At 72.6% G+C, this 17369-nt stretch carries 19 protein-coding genes; 10 read left to right on the forward strand and 9 right to left on the reverse strand.

The features are described from left to right. Positions 1–366: 366 nt before the first annotated feature. Positions 367–1332, reverse strand: a complete 966-nt coding sequence (locus EAO70_RS30330) for a hypothetical protein (RefSeq protein ID WP_148006033.1) — start codon at positions 1330–1332, stop codon at positions 367–369. 29 nt (positions 1333–1361) lie between these two features. Here EAO70_RS30330 and dapE point away from each other — a divergent pair, with 29 nt between their 5' ends. Further along, positions 1362–2456 (forward strand): succinyl-diaminopimelate desuccinylase, encoded by a 1095-nt coding sequence (dapE, locus tag EAO70_RS30335; protein ID WP_148006034.1) that lies wholly within the window; start codon positions 1362–1364, stop codon positions 2454–2456. A gap of 108 nt (positions 2457–2564) precedes the next feature. Next, complete coding sequence (locus tag EAO70_RS30340) at positions 2565–3314, forward strand: TIGR00730 family Rossman fold protein (protein ID WP_148006035.1); 750 nt, start codon at positions 2565–2567, stop codon at positions 3312–3314. Positions 3315–3373: 59 nt separating this feature from the next. Here EAO70_RS30340 and folP read toward each other — a convergent pair whose 3' ends face one another. After that, positions 3374–4234: a dihydropteroate synthase gene (gene folP, locus EAO70_RS30345; protein WP_148006036.1), complete on the reverse strand. Its 861-nt coding sequence runs from the start codon at positions 4232–4234 to the stop codon at positions 3374–3376. Positions 4235–4346: 112 nt separating this feature from the next. Between folP and EAO70_RS30350 the strand changes: the two genes are divergently transcribed. Both EAO70_RS30350 and EAO70_RS30355 read left to right on the forward strand, forming a co-directional pair. Further along, a complete protein-coding gene (locus tag EAO70_RS30350) occupies positions 4347–4673 on the forward strand; it encodes a hypothetical protein (RefSeq protein WP_148006037.1) in 327 nt (108 codons plus the stop codon). Next, entirely contained in the window at positions 4670–5257 is a 588-nt protein-coding gene (locus EAO70_RS30355) for a DNA-3-methyladenine glycosylase I (protein ID WP_148006038.1), read from the forward strand. Before EAO70_RS30350 ends, EAO70_RS30355 begins: the two co-directional genes overlap by 4 nt. Positions 5258–5335: 78 nt before the next feature. On the opposite strand, the gene EAO70_RS30360 is transcribed toward EAO70_RS30355, so the two are convergent. Continuing rightward, positions 5336–6139: an enoyl-CoA hydratase/isomerase family protein gene (locus tag EAO70_RS30360; protein ID WP_148006039.1), complete on the reverse strand. Its 804-nt coding sequence runs from the start codon at positions 6137–6139 to the stop codon at positions 5336–5338. 321 nt (positions 6140–6460) lie between these two features. On the opposite strand from EAO70_RS30360, the gene EAO70_RS30365 reads away from it, so the two are divergent. Further along, entirely contained in the window at positions 6461–6628 is a 168-nt protein-coding gene (locus tag EAO70_RS30365) for a DUF3117 domain-containing protein (protein WP_009997451.1), read from the forward strand. 114 nt (positions 6629–6742) lie between these two features. On the opposite strand, the gene EAO70_RS30370 is transcribed toward EAO70_RS30365, so the two are convergent. Next, positions 6743–7408: an O-methyltransferase gene (locus EAO70_RS30370; RefSeq protein WP_148006040.1), complete on the reverse strand. Its 666-nt coding sequence runs from the start codon at positions 7406–7408 to the stop codon at positions 6743–6745. A 141-nt stretch (positions 7409–7549) separates the two neighbouring features. Between EAO70_RS30370 and sigE the strand changes: the two genes are divergently transcribed. The 4 genes from sigE (at position 7550) to EAO70_RS30390 (ending at position 11193) form a co-directional block, all read left to right on the forward strand. Then, entirely contained in the window at positions 7550–8311 is a 762-nt protein-coding gene (gene sigE / locus EAO70_RS30375; protein WP_148006041.1) for an RNA polymerase sigma factor SigE, read from the forward strand. Beyond that, positions 8308–9936: a trypsin-like peptidase domain-containing protein gene (locus tag EAO70_RS30380; RefSeq protein WP_187284101.1), complete on the forward strand. Its 1629-nt coding sequence runs from the start codon at positions 8308–8310 to the stop codon at positions 9934–9936. The genes sigE and EAO70_RS30380 overlap by 4 nt, the downstream gene beginning before the upstream one ends. 91 nt (positions 9937–10027) lie before the next feature. After that, entirely contained in the window at positions 10028–10492 is a 465-nt protein-coding gene (locus EAO70_RS30385; RefSeq protein WP_148006043.1) for a sec-independent translocase, read from the forward strand. A 74-nt stretch (positions 10493–10566) separates the two neighbouring features. Continuing rightward, the gene (locus tag EAO70_RS30390) at positions 10567–11193 is read left to right on the forward strand and encodes a hypothetical protein (protein ID WP_148006044.1); all 627 of its coding nucleotides are present in this window, start codon (positions 10567–10569) and stop codon (positions 11191–11193) included. A gap of 51 nt (positions 11194–11244) precedes the next feature. Here EAO70_RS30390 and EAO70_RS30395 read toward each other — a convergent pair whose 3' ends face one another. The 3 genes from EAO70_RS30395 to EAO70_RS30405 are packed head-to-tail and all read right to left on the reverse strand — an operon-like array spanning position 11245 to position 14265. Further along, positions 11245–12378, reverse strand: a complete 1134-nt coding sequence (locus EAO70_RS30395) for an Mrp/NBP35 family ATP-binding protein (protein ID WP_148006045.1) — start codon at positions 12376–12378, stop codon at positions 11245–11247. A 44-nt stretch (positions 12379–12422) separates the two neighbouring features. After that, positions 12423–12992, reverse strand: a complete 570-nt coding sequence (locus EAO70_RS30400; protein WP_148006046.1) for a DUF1003 domain-containing protein — start codon at positions 12990–12992, stop codon at positions 12423–12425. Then, positions 12982–14265: a magnesium transporter MgtE N-terminal domain-containing protein gene (locus tag EAO70_RS30405; RefSeq protein ID WP_148006047.1), complete on the reverse strand. Its 1284-nt coding sequence runs from the start codon at positions 14263–14265 to the stop codon at positions 12982–12984. Before EAO70_RS30405 ends, EAO70_RS30400 begins: the two co-directional genes overlap by 11 nt. A gap of 273 nt (positions 14266–14538) precedes the next feature. Here EAO70_RS30405 and EAO70_RS30410 point away from each other — a divergent pair, with 273 nt between their 5' ends. Further along, positions 14539–15297, forward strand: coding sequence for a hypothetical protein (locus EAO70_RS30410; protein WP_148006048.1), 759 nt, complete (start codon positions 14539–14541; stop codon positions 15295–15297). Positions 15298–15335: 38 nt separating this feature from the next. Here the strand turns inward: EAO70_RS30410 and EAO70_RS30415 are convergent, their stop codons facing one another. Both EAO70_RS30415 and EAO70_RS30420 read right to left on the reverse strand, forming a co-directional pair. Then, complete coding sequence (locus EAO70_RS30415; RefSeq protein ID WP_148006049.1) at positions 15336–15848, reverse strand: hypothetical protein; 513 nt, start codon at positions 15846–15848, stop codon at positions 15336–15338. Positions 15849–15881: 33 nt separating this feature from the next. Continuing rightward, complete coding sequence (locus tag EAO70_RS30420) at positions 15882–17009, reverse strand: magnesium and cobalt transport protein CorA (RefSeq protein ID WP_148006050.1); 1128 nt, start codon at positions 17007–17009, stop codon at positions 15882–15884. Between the last annotated feature and the right edge of the window lie 360 nt (positions 17010–17369).

Below are 17369 nucleotides of genomic sequence, written 5' to 3' on the forward strand. Positions count from 1 at the left end.
CTTCCCTTACGGTGCACGGTGATTGAGGGGTCGGGGCGCGGGGTGGGAAACCGGGCGCGGAAAGGTCGCGAATTCCCCGGGACGCGCGTCGGCGGCATGCCACGGGCGAGTGAATCGCCGCACGGGTGATCGGCCACGAAGAGGCCGCGGTTCGGCTGCCGCCCGGTCCTGGACCGCCGCCCGCCCGGGCACGGAGAGCCGCGGGCGGTCAGGGGGGCGAGTGGGGCGGCTACGGAGTGAGTCGGGCCGCCATGGGGCGAGTCGGGCGACTGCGGGGCGAGCCGAGGCGCCGAGCGAGCCGGACGGCTGCGGAGTGGGCCGCGCCGCTACGGAGCGAGTCGGGCCGCTACGGAGCGATCCCGGTCGCTACTGGGCCAGTCGTACGCGGACCGACTCCGCGCCCGCGGCCGGTGCGCCCGAGGTCTCGGCCGGCTTCGGGGCGCCCGAGAGTTTCGCCCAGCCCCCGCGTGCCTCACCCGCGCGCCACACCCGGCCCCCGTACGCGACCTCGGTGATGCGCAGCGTCTCCGCCCGCGCCACCGCCCACTGCGCCAGCTCCCAGCCGCGCCGGCCGTCCGAGGCGGCGTCCCGGAACCCGGCCGCCGGCCCGACCGGCACCACGAGCACCGGCGGCTCGGCCGCCGACCGGCCCGCGCTCGGGCCGCCCGTCACGGACGTCGGGGCCGCCTTCTCGCCGAAGGCCCGGACCAGCTCCGCGCGCACCTTCTCGGGATCGCCCGGCCGGCCCTCGGCCTCGCTCGCCGTACAGACGAGCGCGGCCGGGGAACGGCCCGTCAGCGCGGCCGCGAGGAGGGTGGCGTCCGGCTCGTGCTTGGCGTACGCCTGCGGGAAGCCGCTCTTCTGCACCTTCTGCGCCGCCACCGTCAGCGGCAGCCGCGAGTACCCCGGGACCTTCTCCAGGCCGTCGTAGAACTTCCCCGACGCGTACACCGGGTCCATGATCTGTGCCGGCGTCCCCCAGCCCATCGAGGGCCGCTGCTGGAAGAGGCCGAGCGAGTCCCGGTCGCCGTGCTCGATGTTCCGCAGCGCCGACTCCTGGAGCGCCGTCGCGAGGGCGATGGTCACCGCCCGCTCCGGCAGGCCCCGGCTGGTGCCCACGGCGGAGATCATGGCGGCGTTCGACGCCTGCTCCGGAGTGAACTCGTACCGGTTGTCCCCCGTGCCCACACTGCACCGGGGCGTGCCGGTACTCCCCGTCAGCTGGTGGAAGGCCACGTACGAGGCGAGGCCGAGGAGCGCGGCGAGGGCGGCCGCGGAACGGGCGAGGCGACCGCGACGGCGGGGGCGGATGGGCTCGGACACGGGGCCCACCGTACTGGAGGCCGCGTTAGGGTCGGCACATGGCTGACATCACTCCGCTCGACGCGCCCCTCGACCTGTCCCGCGACGGGGCCCAGCTCACCGCCGACCTGGTCGACTTCCGCTCCGTCAGCGGGACCGAGCAGCCGCTCGCGGACGCCATCGAGCAGGCCCTGCGCGGTCTGCCGCACCTCACCGTCGACCGGTACGGGAACAACGTCGTGGCCCGCACCCGCCTCGGCCGCGGCGAGCGGGTCGTCCTCGCCGGTCACATCGACACCGTGCCGATCGCCGACAACGTGCCCTCGCGCCTCGACGAGAACGGCGTCCTGTGGGGCTGCGGCACCTCCGACATGAAGTCCGGGGTCGCCGTCCAGCTGCGGATCGCCGCCACCGTCCCCGAGCCCAACCGCGACCTCACGTTCGTCTTCTACGACAACGAGGAGGTCGCCGCCGACCTCAACGGCCTCGGCAAGATCGCCGCCGCGCACCCCGACTGGCTGGAGGGCGACTTCGCCGTCCTCCTGGAGCCCTCCGACGCCCAGGTCGAGGGCGGCTGCCAGGGCACCCTGCGCGTGATCCTGCACACCGCCGGCGAGCGGGCCCACTCCGCGCGCTCCTGGATGGGCTCCAACGCCATCCACACCGCCGCCCCGATCCTCGCCCGCCTCGCCGCGTACGAGCCGCGCAAGCCGGTCATCGACGGCCTGGAGTACCACGAGGGCCTCAACGCCGTGGCGATCCAGGGCGGCGTCGCCACCAACGTCATCCCCGACGCCTGCACGGTCACGGTCAACTACCGCTACGCCCCCGACCGCTCCCCGGCCGAGGCCCTGGCGTACGTCCGCGCGTTCTTCGCCGACTGCGACATCGCCGAGTTCGAGGTCGACGACGAGAGCCCCGGCGCCCTGCCCGGTCTCTCCCACCCGGCGGCGGAGGCCTTCATGAAGGCCGTCGGCGGCAGCGCCCAGCCCAAGTTCGGCTGGACCGACGTCTCCCGGTTCAGCGCCCTCGGAGTGCCCGCGGTCAACTACGGACCGGGCGATCCGATCTACGCGCACAAGCGGGACGAGCACGTGCCCGTCGACCGCATCCACCACTGCGAGGCACGGCTCCGCGACTGGCTGACCGCCTGAACCTCCGGACTTCCCACGTCCCGACTTCCGTAATTTCGCGTTTCGTCACCTCTGTGGTCCTACTCTGACCGGACCAGAAGATCGTTGGATCGACGGAGGGAGCAGGCCATGGGTATCCCCGAGGGGGAGACGAAGCCGGAGGAGCAGCGGCTCGGGCCGGTGCTCAGGCGCAGGGACCAGGTCCAGCCGGGCACCACGGACCAGCGGCTGCTCGACACCGAGGGCGACTCGGAATGGGTGCACACCGACCCCTGGCGCGTCATGCGCATCCAGTCCGAGTTCGTCGAGGGCTTCGGCGCCCTCGCCGAACTGCCGAGCGCGATCAGCGTCTTCGGCTCGGCCCGTACGAAGCCGGACTCGCCGGAGTACGCGGCGGGCGTCCGCCTCGGCAGGGCGCTCGTGGAGGCCGGCTTCGCGGTCATCACGGGCGGCGGCCCCGGCGCCATGGAGGCGGCCAACAAGGGGGCCCGGGAGGCGAAGGGCGTCTCGGTGGGCCTGGGCATCGAGCTGCCCTTCGAGCAGGGGCTCAACGCGCACGTCGACATCGGCGTGAACTTCCGCTACTTCTTCGTCCGCAAGACGATGTTCGTGAAGTACGCGCAGGGGTTCGTCGTCCTGCCCGGCGGCCTCGGCACCCTCGACGAGCTCTTCGAGGCGCTGACCCTGGTCCAGACCCGCAAGGTCACCCGCTTCCCGATCGTCCTGTTCGGCACGGAGTACTGGAAGGGCCTCGTGGACTGGCTCCGCGACTCGGTCGTCGCGGGCGGCAAGGCCTCGGAGCGGGACCTGCTGCTCTTCCACGTCACGGACGACGTGGACGAGGCGGTGGCGCTGGTGACCAAGGAGACGGGCAAGTAGCGGTCCGCGGGGCGGGAGCGACGGCCTCCGTCACCACCCCGCCCCGCGCGGACCGGTTCCTACGCCAGTCCGCGGCGGGCCACGGCCGGTGCCCGGTGCCCGGCGATGGACGCCACCATGTCGAGCACCTGCCGGGTCTCCGCGACCTCGTGCACGCGGTACACCCGGGCCCCCAGCCAGGCGGACACGGCGGTGGTCGCCAGGGTCCCGAGGACCCGCTCCTTCACCGGCCGGTCGAGGGTCTCGCCCACGAAGTCCTTGTTGGAGAGGGAGACGAGCACCGGCCACCCGGTCTCCGCCATCTCCCCGAGCCGCCGGGTCGCCTCCAGGCTGTGCCGGGTGTTCTTCCCGAAGTCGTGGCCCGGGTCGATCATGATCCCGTCCCGCCGCACCCCGAGCGAGACCGCCCGCTCCGCCAGGCCCACCGTCACGCGCAGGATGTCGGCCATGACGTCCTCGTACGCGACGCGGTGCGGCCGCGTCCGCGGCTCCGCGCCGCCCGCGTGCGTGCAGACGAGCCCCGCGCCGTACTTCGCGGCGACCGCGGCGAGCTCCGGGTCGACCCCGCCCCACGCGTCGTTCAGGACGTCCGCGCCGGCCTCGCAGACCGCCGCGCCGACGTCCGCCCGCCAGGTGTCCACGCTGATGACGACCTCGGGATGACGCCTGCGGACCTCCGCGACGAAACCGACCGTGCGGCGCGCCTCCTCCTCGGCCGTGACCTCCTCGCCGGGGCCCGCCTTCACCCCGCCGATGTCGATGATCGCGGCCCCCTCGGCCACGGCCTGCTCGACGCGGGCGAGCGCCGGCTCGTCCCGGAAGGTGGCGCCCTGGTCGTAGAAGGAGTCCGGGGTCCGGTTCACGATCGCCATGATCACCGGCTCGTGCGGCCCGAACTCACGCCGTCCCAAGCGCAGCATCCCTTTTGTCCTCCCTCGCGGCCCGTCGCCCGCCTCGTCTGCGACCCTAGCCGTCGGTGGCGCATGGCACGATCGGCACGGGACGTTTTCCACTCCGGGGAGAGGCACGCAGGTGTTCTGGTTTCTGCTCATCACGATGGTCGTGGTCGTGGCCGCGGTGACCCTGGCCGTGGTCGGCGGCGGCGACAGCGAGGTGCTGCCCGACGTGGCGCCCGAGGAGCWCGTCGACCCCCTCCCGACGGCCCGCCCGGTCGACCGCGCGGACGTCGAGGCGCTCCGTCTCCCCGTCGCGGTCCGCGGCTACCGGATGGCCGACGTGGACGACGTGCTRGTCCGCCTCGGCGCCGAGCTGGCCGAGCGGGACGCCCGGATCTCCGAGCTGGAGGAGGCGCTCGCGGGAGCGGCCGCCGCCGGCGACGCCGAGGACGGCCGGGCGTGACGGCCGGCGGGCCGGTGCCCGGCCCGGACGGACGGCTGCGCTGCCCCTGGGGCCTGTCGACCGAGGACTACGTGGCGTACCACGACGAGGAGTGGGGCCGCCCGGTCCACGGCGACGACGCGCTGTTCGAGCGGCTCTGCCTGGAGGCCTTCCAGTCGGGCCTCTCGTGGATCACGATCCTGCGCCGCCGCGAGGGCTTCCGGGCGGCGTTCGCCGGATTCCGGATCGCCGAGGTGGCCGGCTTCGGCGAGGCGGACCGCGAGCGGCTCCTGCTGGACGAGGGCATCATCCGGAACCGGGCCAAGATCGACGCGACCCTCGCCAACGCGCGCCTGCTGGCCGACTGGGCGCCGGGCGCGCTGGACGAGCTGATCTGGTCGCACGCCCCCGACCCGGGGACCCGCCCCGCCCCGCGGGTGTTCGGGGACGTCCCGGCGGTGACCGACGAGTCCACGGCCCTGTCGAAGGCCCTCAAGAAGCGCGGCCTCCGCTTCATCGGGCCGACCACGGCCTACGCCCTGATGCAGGCCTGCGGCCTGGTGGACGACCATCTGGAGGGCTGCCTGGCCCGGGGCGGCCGCTGAGGCCGGGCCGCCCCCGACGGGCGGCGGGCGGATCCCGTGGACCCGCCCCTCACCCGCACGAACGGGATTCCGGTCCCGTCACCGGCCCAGGTACGTCGGCTTCTCCTTGGCGATGAAGGCGCGGACCGCGATCGTGTGGTCCTCGGAGGCGCCCGCGAGGCTCTGGAGCTCCTCCTCCTTGTCCAGCGCCTCGGACAGGGAGTGGTCGGCGCCGTAGGCGAGGGACTCCTTCAGGGCCGCGTACGCCACCGTCGGACCCTCGGCCAGCCTGCGGGCGATCTTCTCCGCCTCGGCGGCGAGTTCGGCCGCCGGGACCAGCCGGTTCACGATGCCCAGCTCGTACGCCTCCTGCGCGGTGATCGAGCGCGGGAAGAGCAGCAGGTCGGCGGCGCGGCTCGGGCCGATCAGCCGGGGGAGCGTCCAGGACATGCCCGAGTCGGCGGTCAGGGCGACCCCCGCGAAGGACGTGTTGAAGGAGGCGGTGTCGGCCACCACCCGGTAGTCCGCCGCGAGCGCGAAGCCGAAGCCGGCCCCGGCCGCGACCCCGTTCACGGCCGCCACGACCGGCTTCCGCATCCCCGCGAGGGCCCGGGTGATCGGGTTGTAGTGGTCGCGGACCGTCGTCATGGTCTCGCGGGTGCCGTTCTCGTGGTCCGCCGTCAGCAGGCCCACGTGCTCCTTGAGGTCCTGGCCCACGCAGAACGCGCGCTCGCCCGCCGCGGTGAGCAGCACCGCCCGGACGGCGGGGTCCGCCGCGGCCGTCTCGGCGGCGTCCCGGAGGGCCACTTTCGCCGCCACGTTCATCGCGTTCATGGCCTCGGGCCGGTTGAGCGTGATGGTGGCGAGCCCGTCGCGCACCTCGTACAGCACCGTGTCGGCCATGGGGTTCCCTTCGCCTCTTCGCGTGGTTGACCTGCACAGCATGGCGGACATCACCCGCCCCGCCCATGTGAGCTGCGTCAAAGAACCAGGGGCCGAGCCGGGTCCGGGCCGACGCCGAGCGGCGAAGTATCGCAGGCCGATCGCCGAAATGTGGGGTTATGAGAGAGCGCGTTGCGCAAGCGATGCCATTCGATGTTGGTCATCGGGTCCTGCCATGCGGGATAATGACCTGGAAGCAATGTGTTCGAAGCCGGTGACGCGTGCTCCAGGTCATGGAGCTGCCCGGCTGACAAAGAGCTGGTTTCAGGAAGGGGAACAAGCATGGCGGCCATGAAGCCGCGGACGGGTGACGGCCCGCTCGAGGTGACCAAGGAGGGGCGGGGCATCGTCATGCGCGTTCCGCTCGAAGGCGGCGGTCGGCTGGTCGTCGAGCTGACCCCCGACGAGGCCGAGGCACTGGGCGACGCCCTGAAGAAGGTCGTCGGCTGACCCCTTCCCTCGCATCCTGACCACTGCCCCGGCACGGCCTGCCCGCGCCGGGGCAGTGGTGTGTCCGGAGCCGGCACAGGGAGGGACCGCGGCGGTACGGGGGAGGGGACGGGTTCAGCCGCGGCGGACCGCGCACAGCAGGCCGTCGCCCACCGGCAGCAGGGAGGGGATGAGCTCCTGGCTCTCCCGCACCGTGCGCAGCAGCTCGCGGATCCGCTGGACCTCGGCCGGCTGGGCCCCCGAGTCGACCGTGCGGCCGTCCGCGAAGACGCCCTCGAAGCAGACGAGCCCACCAGGTCGCAGCAGGCGCAACGATTCAGCGAGGTAGTCCAGGTACTCCAGCCGGTCGCCGTCGCAGAACACGAGGTCGTACCCGCCGTCCGCCAGACGCGGCAGGACGTCCAGGGCCCGGCCGGGGATGAATCGGGCCCGGTTCCCCGCGAAGCCCGCCGCACGGAACGCCGTCTTGGCGAGCTGCTGCCGCTCCGGCTGGAGGTCCACCGTCGTCAGGACGCCGTCCGGCCGCATCCCGAGCAGCAGGTAGATGCCCGACACGCCGGTGCCCGTGCCGATCTCCGCCACCGCCTTCGCGTCCGCCGTGGCGGCGAGCAGGCGGAGCGCCCCACCGGTGCCCGGGGACACCGAGGGCAGCCCTGCCTCCCGGGCCCGCTCCCGGGCCCAGCGCAGAGCCTCGTCCTCGGCGACGAAGGCGTCGGCGAACGACCAGCTCGTCTGCCGGTTGGCGGTAATGGCCCTCTCCTGTCCCCGTAGTTGACGCAACGGTGACTGTATCCGCTGTCAGCGGGAACCCGCAGATGGGACCGGGCGTTCACCAGGGGAAGGACGCGGAGGGGGAAGCCGGGGGACCCGGCTCCAAATTCGCGTAAAGATTCTTATCCGGAGCTAACGGGCGAGGTGGCTATGGTAGGGGCTCCACTGGACACCACCAGAGCCGACAGGGGAGGTGCGGCTGCGCCTGGGGATCGGGGAGGAGTGCTTCGGCGTCTTCTCAGGTCGGCGGGTGAGCCGAAATCCGTGACCGACACCGCTGACCGAATCCGCACCGCCGACTCCGCTCCCACCACCGCGACCTTCGCATCGGATGCGGAATCGCAGGCGTGGACTCCGCCCACCTGGGAGGAGATCGTCAGCACGCACAGCGGCCGCGTGTACCGCCTCGCCTACCGCCTGACCGGCAACCAGCACGACGCCGAGGACCTGACCCAGGAGGTCTTCGTCCGCGTCTTCCGCTCGCTGTCGACGTACACGCCGGGCACCTTCGAGGGCTGGCTCCACCGCATCACCACCAACCTCTTCCTCGACATGGTGCGCCGCAAGCAGCGCATCCGCTTCGACGCGCTCGCCGACGACGCCGCCGAGCGGCTGCCCAGCCGCGAGCCCTCCCCGCAGCAGGTGTTCAACGACACCCACTTCGACGCCGACGTGCAGCAGGCCCTCGACACCCTCGCGCCCGAGTTCCGCGCCGCGGTCGTCCTCTGCGACATCGAAGGACTGTCGTACGAGGAGATCGCCGCGACCCTCGGCGTGAAGCTCGGCACCGTCCGCAGCCGCATCCACCGCGGCCGCTCCCACCTGCGCAAGGCCCTCAAGCACCGCTCGCCCGAGGCTCGGGCGGAGGAGCGTGCCCTGGCCTCCGTCGGATGGGAGGCGGGCACAGCGTGAGCGGCACACTTCCCTCCTCACCCACCCCCGCGGAACACCACCTCGGGGACCGGCTGGCCGCGCTCGTCGACGGCGAACTCGGCCACGACTCCCGCGAGCGGGTCCTCGCCCACCTCGCGACCTGCGCCCGCTGCAAGTCGGAGGCCGACGCGCAGCGCACCCTCAAGAGCGTCTGGGGTCGTACTGCCCCCAGGCCGCGCCGCCGTGCGCGGGGTGCGGCGGCGCGGGCGGTACGTGGCCCTGCGGCGGCGGTACGGGCGAGGGATGGCGCTGTACGGGCGGCGCGGGCGCCCAGGGCCCGGGCCCGCCGTAGGGCGGCGTCCGGTACTCGTCGGGCGCGTGCTGGGGCGCCSGCGCCGCCCGTACAGCGCCATCCCTCGCCCGTACCGCCGCCGCAGGGCCACGTACCGCCCGCGCCGCCGCACCCCGCGCACGGCGGCGCGGCCTGGGGGCAGTACGACCCCTGGGCGGCCGGCGGTGCCGGGCTCCCGCCGCTGCCCCCGAGGAAGTCCCGCAAGGGGCTCGCGCTGGCCGGCGCCCTCGCCCTCGCGCTCGTCACCGGAGTCATCGGCGGCGGCATCGGCGCGTACGTCGAGCGGAACGGCGGGATCACCACCGTCGAACTCCCGCAGGCGGACGGCGGCGACACCGACCGCGCCCCGGACAGCGTGGCCGGGATCGCGGCCAGCGCCCTGCCCGGCGTGGTCACCCTGCATGTGAAGGGCGGCGGTTCCTCCGGCACCGGCACCGGCTTCGTGCTCGACACCAAGGGCCACATCCTCACCAACAACCACGTCGTGGACGGCGCCGAGTCCTCCCGGGACATCTCGGTGACCTTCTCCAGCGGCGAGACCGCCCGCGCCCGGGTCGTCGGCAAGGACACCGGCTACGACCTCGCCGTCGTCCAGGTCACCGGGGTCTCCGGCCTCAAGCCGCTGCCCCTGGGGAACTCCGACAACGTCCGCGTCGGCGACCCCGTCGTGGCCATCGGGGCCCCCTTCGACCTCTCCAACACGGTCACCTCCGGCATCATCAGCGCCAAGGAGCGCCCGATCACCGCCGGCGGCGAGAAGGGCGACGGCAGCGACATCAGCTACGTCGACGCCCTGCAGACCGACGCCCCCATCAACCCCGGCAACTCGGGCGGCCCCCTCCTGGACTCCAAGGGCCGGGTCATCGGCATCAACAGCGCCATCCGCGCCGCCGGCGGCTCGGGCGACGGGGAGGGCGAGGTCGCCTCCCAGCCGGGCTCCATCGGCCTCGGCTTCGCCATACCGATCAACCAGGGCAAGCGGGTCGCCGAGGAGCTCATCAACACGGGCAAGGCGACCCACCCGGTCATCGGCGTGAGCCTGGACATGCAGTTCAACGGCGACGGCGCCCGCGTCGGCGAGAAGGGCAAGGACGGCTCCGCCTCCGTCACGCCCGGCGGACCGGCGGCGACCGCGGGGCTCCGCCCCGGTGACGTCATCACCAAGGTCGACGGCCAGCGCGTGCACAACGGCGAGGAGCTGATCGTGAAGATCCGCGCCCACCGTCCCGGCGACCGGCTGGAGCTCACGCTGACCCGCGGGGGCAAAGAGCTGACAAAGACGTTGACGCTCGGCTCGTCCCAGGGCACCTGAGCGCCATGTGGCGGACACCGGGAGGTACCCGTCCGGCAGTTTGGGCGGGTACCGTGGACCGGGCCCTTGACCGGCATGAAGGAGCTACCAGGTGTTCAGCGACATAGGCGCACTCGAGCTGGTGACGCTCGTCGTCCTCGCCGTGCTCGTCTTCGGGCCGGACAAGCTCCCGAAGGTCATCCAGGACGTCTCGCGCTTCATCAAGAAGATCCGGGACTTCTCGGACAGCGCGAAGGAGGACATCCGGAGCGAGCTGGGGCCGGACTTCAAGGACTTCGAGTTCGAGGACCTCAACCCGAAGACGTTCCTCCGCAAGCAGATGGAGCAGAACGAGGACCTCCAGGGGTTCAAGGAGCTGCGCGGCAGCTTCGACCTCAAGAAGGAGATGAACGACGTCGCCGACGCGGTCCACGGCCGTGAGCCGCAGACCTCGGCCGTCAACGGCTCGGCCGCGGCCGGCGCCGTGACCTCCGCGAACGGCACCCCGGACCTGCTCAAGAAGCAGGACAAGCCGGGCACCGACGAGCGTCCTCCGTACGACTCCGACGCGACCTGACGACGGGCTGTCACCGACTCGACGCGTCCTGGTGGCTATCCTCCCTCTGTTGACGGAACGAGGAGGCGGCCGAGATGGAGACCACGAGTCGGGTGGAGGGCGTGCCCCTGGCCCGGCGGACCGCCGAGGGGTACCTGAGCGCACCCTTCCCCTGGTACGGCCTCGACGAGGCGTTCACCGGGCCGCGCTGGCTGATGCAGGTGGGGACGGCGGCGGACGGCAGCGTGCAGCACGGGTCGACCGGGCACGGGGAGACGCCGTCGATAAAGACGGACGTGAGCGGGGCGGAGAAGGAGCGGTTCGCCGTCGTCGTGACGGTGGCCGCGAGCCCGGTCCGGCGGACCGGTGACGGCACGGGCGTCCTCGACGCCACCACCGTGTCGTCGGCGGCCTGGCTGGCCGGTTCGGGGCTGCTGGTGCACACCTGGCCCCCGTCGCTGGACCACGCGACGCGGGACAACTGGCTGGACCAGCAGACCGAGACGGCCTTCGAGCTGGCCGACGACCTCGACGGAGCGGAGTGGACGACGCTCTCGCTGCCGGTGGACGGGGTGCCGGTGCCCTTCCACTACCGCGAGTCGGAGTTCGGCTGGGTCCTCGCCGGATCCGCGGGCGAGGTGCACATCGGCGCCTACGGGCGCGGGATGAGCGCGTACGGGCTGGGCTTCGCCCAGATCAAGGACCTCGACGCGTACGCCTGACGGCACGCCGAAGGGCCGCCCTCCCGGAGGAGGGCGGCCCTTCGGCACGTCTCAGAACTTGTTGCGGGGCGTGATGCCCAGGCTCATGCCCGAGAGGCCGCGCTGACGGCCGCCGAGCTTGCCGGCGATCGCGCGGAGCGCCGCGCCGGCCGGCGAGTCCGGGTCGGACAGGACCACGGGCCTGCCCTCGTCGCCGCCCTCGCGGAGCCGTACGTCGATCGGGATCGAGCCGAGGACCGGGACCGTCGTCCCCGTGGTCTGCGTCAGACCGTCGGCGACCCGCTGGCCGCCGCCCGTGCCGAACACGTCGACCATCTCGTCGCAGTGCGGACACGGCAGGCCCGCCATGTTCTCGACCACGCCGACGATCTTCTGGTGGGTCTGGACGGCGATGGAGCCGGCCCGCTCGGCGACCTCGGCCGCCGCCTGCTGCGGGGTGGTGACGACCAGGATCTCCGCGTTCGGGACCAGCTGCGCGACCGAGATCGCGATGTCGCCGGTGCCCGGGGGCAGGTCGAGCAGGAGGACGTCCAGATCGCCCCAGTACACGTCCGCGAGGAACTGCTGGAGCGCGCGGTGCAGCATCGGACCGCGCCACACCACCGGCGCGTTGCCCGGGGTGAACATGCCGATGGAGATGACCTTCACGCCGTTCGCCGACGGCGGCATGATCATGTTCTCGACCTGGGTCGGACGGCCGTCCGCGCCCAGCATGCGCGGCACGCTGTGGCCGTAGATGTCGGCGTCGACCACGCCGACCTTGAGCCCGTCGGCGGCCATCGCCGCGGCCAGGTTCACGGTCACGGAGGACTTGCCGACGCCGCCCTTGCCGGAGGCGACCGCGTACACCCGGGTCAGCGAGCCGGGCTTCGCGAACGGCACCTCGCGCTCGGCGCCCGTGCCGCGCAGCGCCGCGGCCAGCTCCTTGCGCTGCTCGTCGCTCATCACGTCCAGCGCGACGTCGACCGCGGTGACGCCCTCGACACCGGCGACGGCGTCGGTCACCCGCTGGGTGATGGTCTCGCGCATCGGGCAGCCGGAGACGGTCAGGTAGACCGTGACGGCGACCTTGCCGTCCGGTTCGATCTCCACCGACTTGACCATGCCGAGCTCAGTGATCGGTTTGTTGATCTCGGGGTCGTTCACCGTCGCCAGTGCTTCGAGCACCGCGTCTTCCATAGCCATACCGACGATGGTACGGCGCCGACCACCGGCCCATGAAAGGCCTGTCAACGGTCGGGTACGTCACGTCCCCGGGTGTCCGCCGGAGGGAATAGATCCCGGCGCTCCTCCAGCTCCCTGACCAGGTCCTGGAGTTCCGAGCGGATCCAGTCGCGGGTCGCGACCTCGCCGAGGCCCATCCGGAGCGCCGCGATCTCCCGGGTGAGGTACTCGGTGTCCGCGATCGAGCGCTCGTTCTGCTTCCGGTCCTGCTCCAGGTTGACCCGGTCGCGGTCGTCCTGCCGGTTCTGGGCGAGCAGGATCAGCGGCGCCGCGTACGAGGCCTGGAGGGACAGCGCCAGCGTCAGGAAGATGAAGGGGTACTCGTCGAACTTGAGCGAGCCCGGCGCGAAGATGTTCCAGACCACCCAGACGATGATCGTCAGGGTCATCCAGACGAGGAAGCGCCCGGTCCCCAGGAAGCGGGCGATCCGCTCCGAGAGCCGCCCGAACGCCTCGGGGTCGTACTCCGGCAGCAGTCGGGCCCGCCGCTCGCGCGGCAGGTCGAGCCGGATGCGGGGACCCGGCCGGTCCCGCTCCCGGTCCCGCTCGCGGTCCTGTGTGCGCTCAGCCGCCATGCCCGGCACCCTCCTGGTGGAACTCGGTCTCGCGCCAGTCGTCCGGCAGCAGATGGTCGAGCACGTCGTCGACGGTGACCGCCCCGAGCAGCGACCCGCTCTCGTCGACCACGGGCGCCGCGACCATGTTGTACGCGGCGAGGTAGCTGGTGACGGCGGGCAGCGGGGTGTCCGGGCCGAGCGGCGGCAGATCGCTGTCCACGATCGAGCTGACCAGGGTGAACGGCGGATCGCGCAGCAGCCGCTGGAAGTGCACCGTGCCCAGGTACTTACCGGTCGGCGTCTCGTCCGGCGGCCGGCACACGTACACCTGGGCGGCGAGCGCCGGCGACAGGTCCTGCTGCCGCACCCGGGCCAGCGCGTCCGCGACCGTGGCGTCCGGCCGCAGCACGATCGGCTCGGTCGTCATCAGGCCGCCGGCGGTGCGCTCCTCGTACGCCAGGAGGCGGCGCACGTCGGCGGCGTCGTCGGGCCGCATCAGGGTCAGCAGCCGCTCCTTGTCCTCCTCCGGCAGCTCGGACAGCAGGTCGGCCGCGTCGTCCGGGTCCATCGCCTCCAGGACGTCGGCCGCCCGCTCCTCCTTCAGCTTGCCGAGGATCTCGATCTGGTCGTCCTCCGGCAGCTCCTCCAGGACGTCGGCCAGCCGGTCGTCGTCCAGGGCGGCGGCGACCTCGACGCGCCGCTTGGGCGGCAGGTGGTGCAGCGCGTTGGCGAGGTCGGCGGGGCGCAGCTTCTCGAAGGTGGCGACCAGGTTCTCGGCGCCCTGCCCGTGCTCCTCCAGGGAGAAGCCGGTGACGCCCGACCACTCGACGGTCAGCGTCTCGCCCCGGCGGCTCAGCACCCCGCTCTTGCCCTTGCGGACGAAGACCTTGTCGATCTCCCAGTCGCGGCGGGCGGGCAGCTGCTGGATGGCGACGTCGAGGACGGTGACCTCCTCGCCCTCCTGCCCGCCGGGCCCCACGAGCCGGACGCGCCGGTCGAGGAGTTCGCCGAGGACGAGGCGCTCGGTGGGGCGCGCCTCGAAGCGGCGCATGTTGACCACACCGGTGGTGATGACCTGGCCGGACTCCACGCCCGTGATCCGGGTCATCGGGACGAACACCCGGCGCCGGCTGAGCACCTCCACGACCATGCCGAGCAGCCGCGGCGGCCGGCGGCCGACGCGCAGCATCGCGACCAGGTCGCTGACCCGGCCGACCTGGTCGCCGACGGGGTCGAAGACCGGGACCCCGGCGAGATGGGAGACGAAGATCCTGGGGGCGCCTGCCGCCATGCCACGCGCCTCCTCGGTGCCGTACGAATCGAGTCATTGCAGAGCTTTGCCGCGTTCAGGCTAGCCCGTGCCGTTCCACACCGCCCCGGCAGCACCTCCGTACGGCTGCTGCGGGGCCCGCCGCCCGGCCCGGGTACGCTGCGGTCTGCCGTCCCCACCGGCACGCCGGCCGTCCGACCGGCGACAACCGGCAGCACAGAGGGCCGCCGCCCCGGGTCTCCCCGCAGGGCCGCGGTCCGTGTCCCCCCCCCCACGACATGAGAGGCAGCGCCGATGGCAGTTCGTGCCGCGTCGTCGCGTATCCACCGGGCCGTCGTGCCGCTCGCGCTCTGCGCCGGGCTGACCGTGGGGCTCACGGCCTGCGCCGCCGATCCGGACGAGGGGACCAACGGGGTCGGGAAGCTGTCGGCGGCCGAGATCGAGGGGAAGGCACGGGCCGCCGCGGACGGCGCCGCCGCGGTGCGGCTCTCCGGCACCCTGGTCAGCAAGGGCGACACCTTCAAGCTCAACATGCGCCTGCGGCAGGACGGCGCCACCGGCTCGGTGACGACGAAGAACAGCACCTTCGAGCTGCTGCGGGTCGGCGAGGCGCTCTATCTGAAGGCGGACGCGGACTTCTGGTCGCACGGCGCGGAGGGCGGCGGCGAGCCCAGCGAGGCGGACGCCGAGGCCGCCGACAAGCTCGACGACAAGTACGTGAAGGTGCCGCAGGGCGACCCGGCGTACAAGCAGCTGCGCGGGTTCACCGACATGGACCTGCTGCTCACCGGGCTGACCGGGCTGCACGGCGAGAAGGTCAAGGGCGACCGGGACCAGATCGGCGGGGTCCGGACGATCAAGGTCAAGGGCGGCGCGGACGGCGAGGGCGGCACCCTCGACGTGGCCCTGCAGGGGGACCCGTACCCGCTGCAGTTCGCGCGGGGCGGGGGAGCGGGCCTCGTCGTGCTCTCCGAATGGAACAAGGACTTCCCGCTGTCCGAGCCGTCGCAGGAGGAGATCCTCGACTACGGCAAGCAGCTGCCGAGCACCTGACCCTGGGGCGCTCCCGGGCGGCCGCGGCGGCGGGCTGGTCAGCGGTGTCCGCGGCGCTTCTTGAGCAGCAGCCGGGGGAGCCCGGCGGGCACCGCGTCGCGGGTCGTGGCGGCCGAGGGCAGCGGCACGGCCGCCAGGGAGCCGTCCGGCAGCTGCGTGGTCGAGGAGCGGGGGTCGAGCCGCAGGACGCGGCACTCGCGCCCCCAGCGGTCCGTCATGGCCTCGCCGTCGGGCGCGTTGAGCCGCTTGCCCTTCAGCTCGGCGACCGCCGCGCCCCACTCCTCGGTGCCGTGCGCGATCTCCCGTACGGCGGCCGTCCAGGCGACCAGCCGGCCGCCCTTGTCCTTGCTGCGGACCGTGACCTCGGCCGTCCCGCCGTCCACCAGTCCGGGCAGCGGCTGCTCGCCGGGGCCGTCGCCGACGACGAACGCGGCGCCGTCGGACCAGACGTGCCAGAGCGCGCGGGCCGGGCCGGTGCCGCGGACCCACACCAGGCCGGACTTCTTCGTGGCCTCCTCGACGAGGGCGGACCCGAGCAGCTCTTCAGTCATGGCCCGAAGCCTAGGGGATGCCCCGGCGACACCCTAGAGCCAGCCGTTGCGCTTGAGCGTGCGGTGGATGGTGAGGCAGATCGCGACGATGCCGGTCAGCACCATCGGGTAGCCGTACCTCCAGTGCAGCTCGGGCATGTGGTCGAAGTTCATGCCGTACACGCCGCAGACCGCCGTGGGGACGGCGACGATCGCCGCCCACGAGGTGATCTTGCGCATGTCCTCGTTCTGCGCGACGGTCGCCTGCGCCAGGTTGGCCTGGAGGATCGAGTTCAGCAGTTCGTCGAAGCCGACGACCTGCTCCTGGACGCGGGCGAGGTGGTCGGCGACGTCCCGGAAGTACTTCTGGATGTCGGGGTCGACCAGCCGCATCGGCCGCTCCGAGAGCAGCTGCATCGGCCGGAGCAGCGGGGTGACGGCCCGCTTGAACTCCAGTACCTCGCGCTTCAGTTGGTAGATCCGGCCGGTGTCCGTACCGCGCGTCGAGCCCTTCGCGGCCGGCGAGAAGACGTCGATCTCCAGCTGGTCGATGTCGAGTTCGACCGCGTCGGCGACCGCGATGTAGCCGTCGACGACGTGGTCGGAGAGGGCGTGCAGCACCGCCGAGGGCCCTTTGGCGAGGAGTTCGGGCTCGCCCTGGAGCCGGTGCCGCAGGTTGCGCAGGGAGCCCTGGCCGCCGTGCCGGACGGTGATGACGAAGTCGGGACCGGTGAAGCACATCACCTCGCCGGTCTCGACGACCTCGCTGGTGGCGGTGAGTTCGGTGTGCTCGACGTAGTGGATCGTCTTGAAGACGGTGAAGAGGGTGTCGTCGTAGCGCTCCAGCTTGGGCCGCTGGTGGGCGTGGACGGCGTCCTCGACGGCGAGCGGGTGCAGCCCGAACTCGGCCGCGATTCCCGCGAATTCGGCCTCGGTCGGCTCGTGCAGGCCGATCCAGGCGAAGCCGCCCTTCTCCCGCACCCGGCTCATGGCGCCGCGCGGGGTGAGGCACTCGCGGTCGTCGACCCGGCGTCCGTCGCGGTAGACGGCGCAGTCGACCACGGCGCTGGAGGCCGTGTGGTCGCGGGTGGGGTCGTACGAGGTGTACGTGGTGGGGGTCTTGCGCAGGGGGTGCCGCAGGCTCGGACGGACGGCGGCGCGCAGGTCACGGATCATCGACATGGGCATGCTCCTTCACGGAGAAGCCGTCGGCGAGCGTGGAACTGCCCGGAATGGGGACGTGGAGCTACGTCGTCCACAAAGCGGGCGGCACCGAGGGATCGCGGTGACGGCGTTCGCTACAGACAGGCAAAGGCGAGATGCTCTTCCGTCGTGCGAGATGCCGGAGAGGGCGGACCCCGTGGGCGACACGGGCCGGAGATCACCGGAAGTGCGTACGCACCGGGCTCGGGTGCGGGGCGGAAGAGCGGCTGGTACTGCCCGATCGACTTCGGTCCATCGCAGCCCCACCTCCTCCGGCCGGTCCCTCGTGAGGGATGACGTGTGACGAGTAGTCGGGAGTTCGGGACTCCCGACCAGCGG

It is taken from the genome of Streptomyces sp. adm13(2018) (assembly GCF_008042145.1).
Lineage (GTDB): Bacteria > Actinomycetota > Actinomycetes > Streptomycetales > Streptomycetaceae > Streptomyces.

Bases quoted from the DNA above. Each gene is read 5' to 3' on its own strand.
- sigE (WP_148006041.1), top strand. From the start codon at position 7,550: ATGGTAGGGGCTCCACTGGACACCACCAGAGCCGACAGGGGAGGTGCG.
- EAO70_RS30365 (WP_009997451.1), top strand. From the start codon at position 6,461: ATGGCGGCCATGAAGCCGCGGACGGGTGACGGCCCGCTCGAGGTGACC.
- EAO70_RS30390 (WP_148006044.1), top strand. From the start codon at position 10,567: ATGGAGACCACGAGTCGGGTGGAGGGCGTGCCCCTGGCCCGGCGGACC.
- EAO70_RS30420 (WP_148006050.1), bottom strand. From the start codon at position 17,009: ATGTCGATGATCCGTGACCTGCGCGCCGCCGTCCGTCCGAGCCTGCGG.
- EAO70_RS30415 (WP_148006049.1), bottom strand. From the start codon at position 15,848: ATGACTGAAGAGCTGCTCGGGTCCGCCCTCGTCGAGGAGGCCACGAAG.
- dapE (WP_148006034.1), top strand. From the start codon at position 1,362: ATGGCTGACATCACTCCGCTCGACGCGCCCCTCGACCTGTCCCGCGAC.
- EAO70_RS30400 (WP_148006046.1), bottom strand. From the start codon at position 12,992: ATGGCGGCTGAGCGCACACAGGACCGCGAGCGGGACCGGGAGCGGGAC.
- EAO70_RS30340 (WP_148006035.1), top strand. From the start codon at position 2,565: ATGGGTATCCCCGAGGGGGAGACGAAGCCGGAGGAGCAGCGGCTCGGG.
- EAO70_RS30395 (WP_148006045.1), bottom strand. From the start codon at position 12,378: ATGGCTATGGAAGACGCGGTGCTCGAAGCACTGGCGACGGTGAACGAC.
- folP (WP_148006036.1), bottom strand. From the start codon at position 4,234: ATGCTGCGCTTGGGACGGCGTGAGTTCGGGCCGCACGAGCCGGTGATC.
- EAO70_RS30360 (WP_148006039.1), bottom strand. From the start codon at position 6,139: ATGGCCGACACGGTGCTGTACGAGGTGCGCGACGGGCTCGCCACCATC.
- EAO70_RS30405 (WP_148006047.1), bottom strand. From the start codon at position 14,265: ATGGCGGCAGGCGCCCCCAGGATCTTCGTCTCCCATCTCGCCGGGGTC.
- EAO70_RS30410 (WP_148006048.1), top strand. From the start codon at position 14,539: ATGGCAGTTCGTGCCGCGTCGTCGCGTATCCACCGGGCCGTCGTGCCG.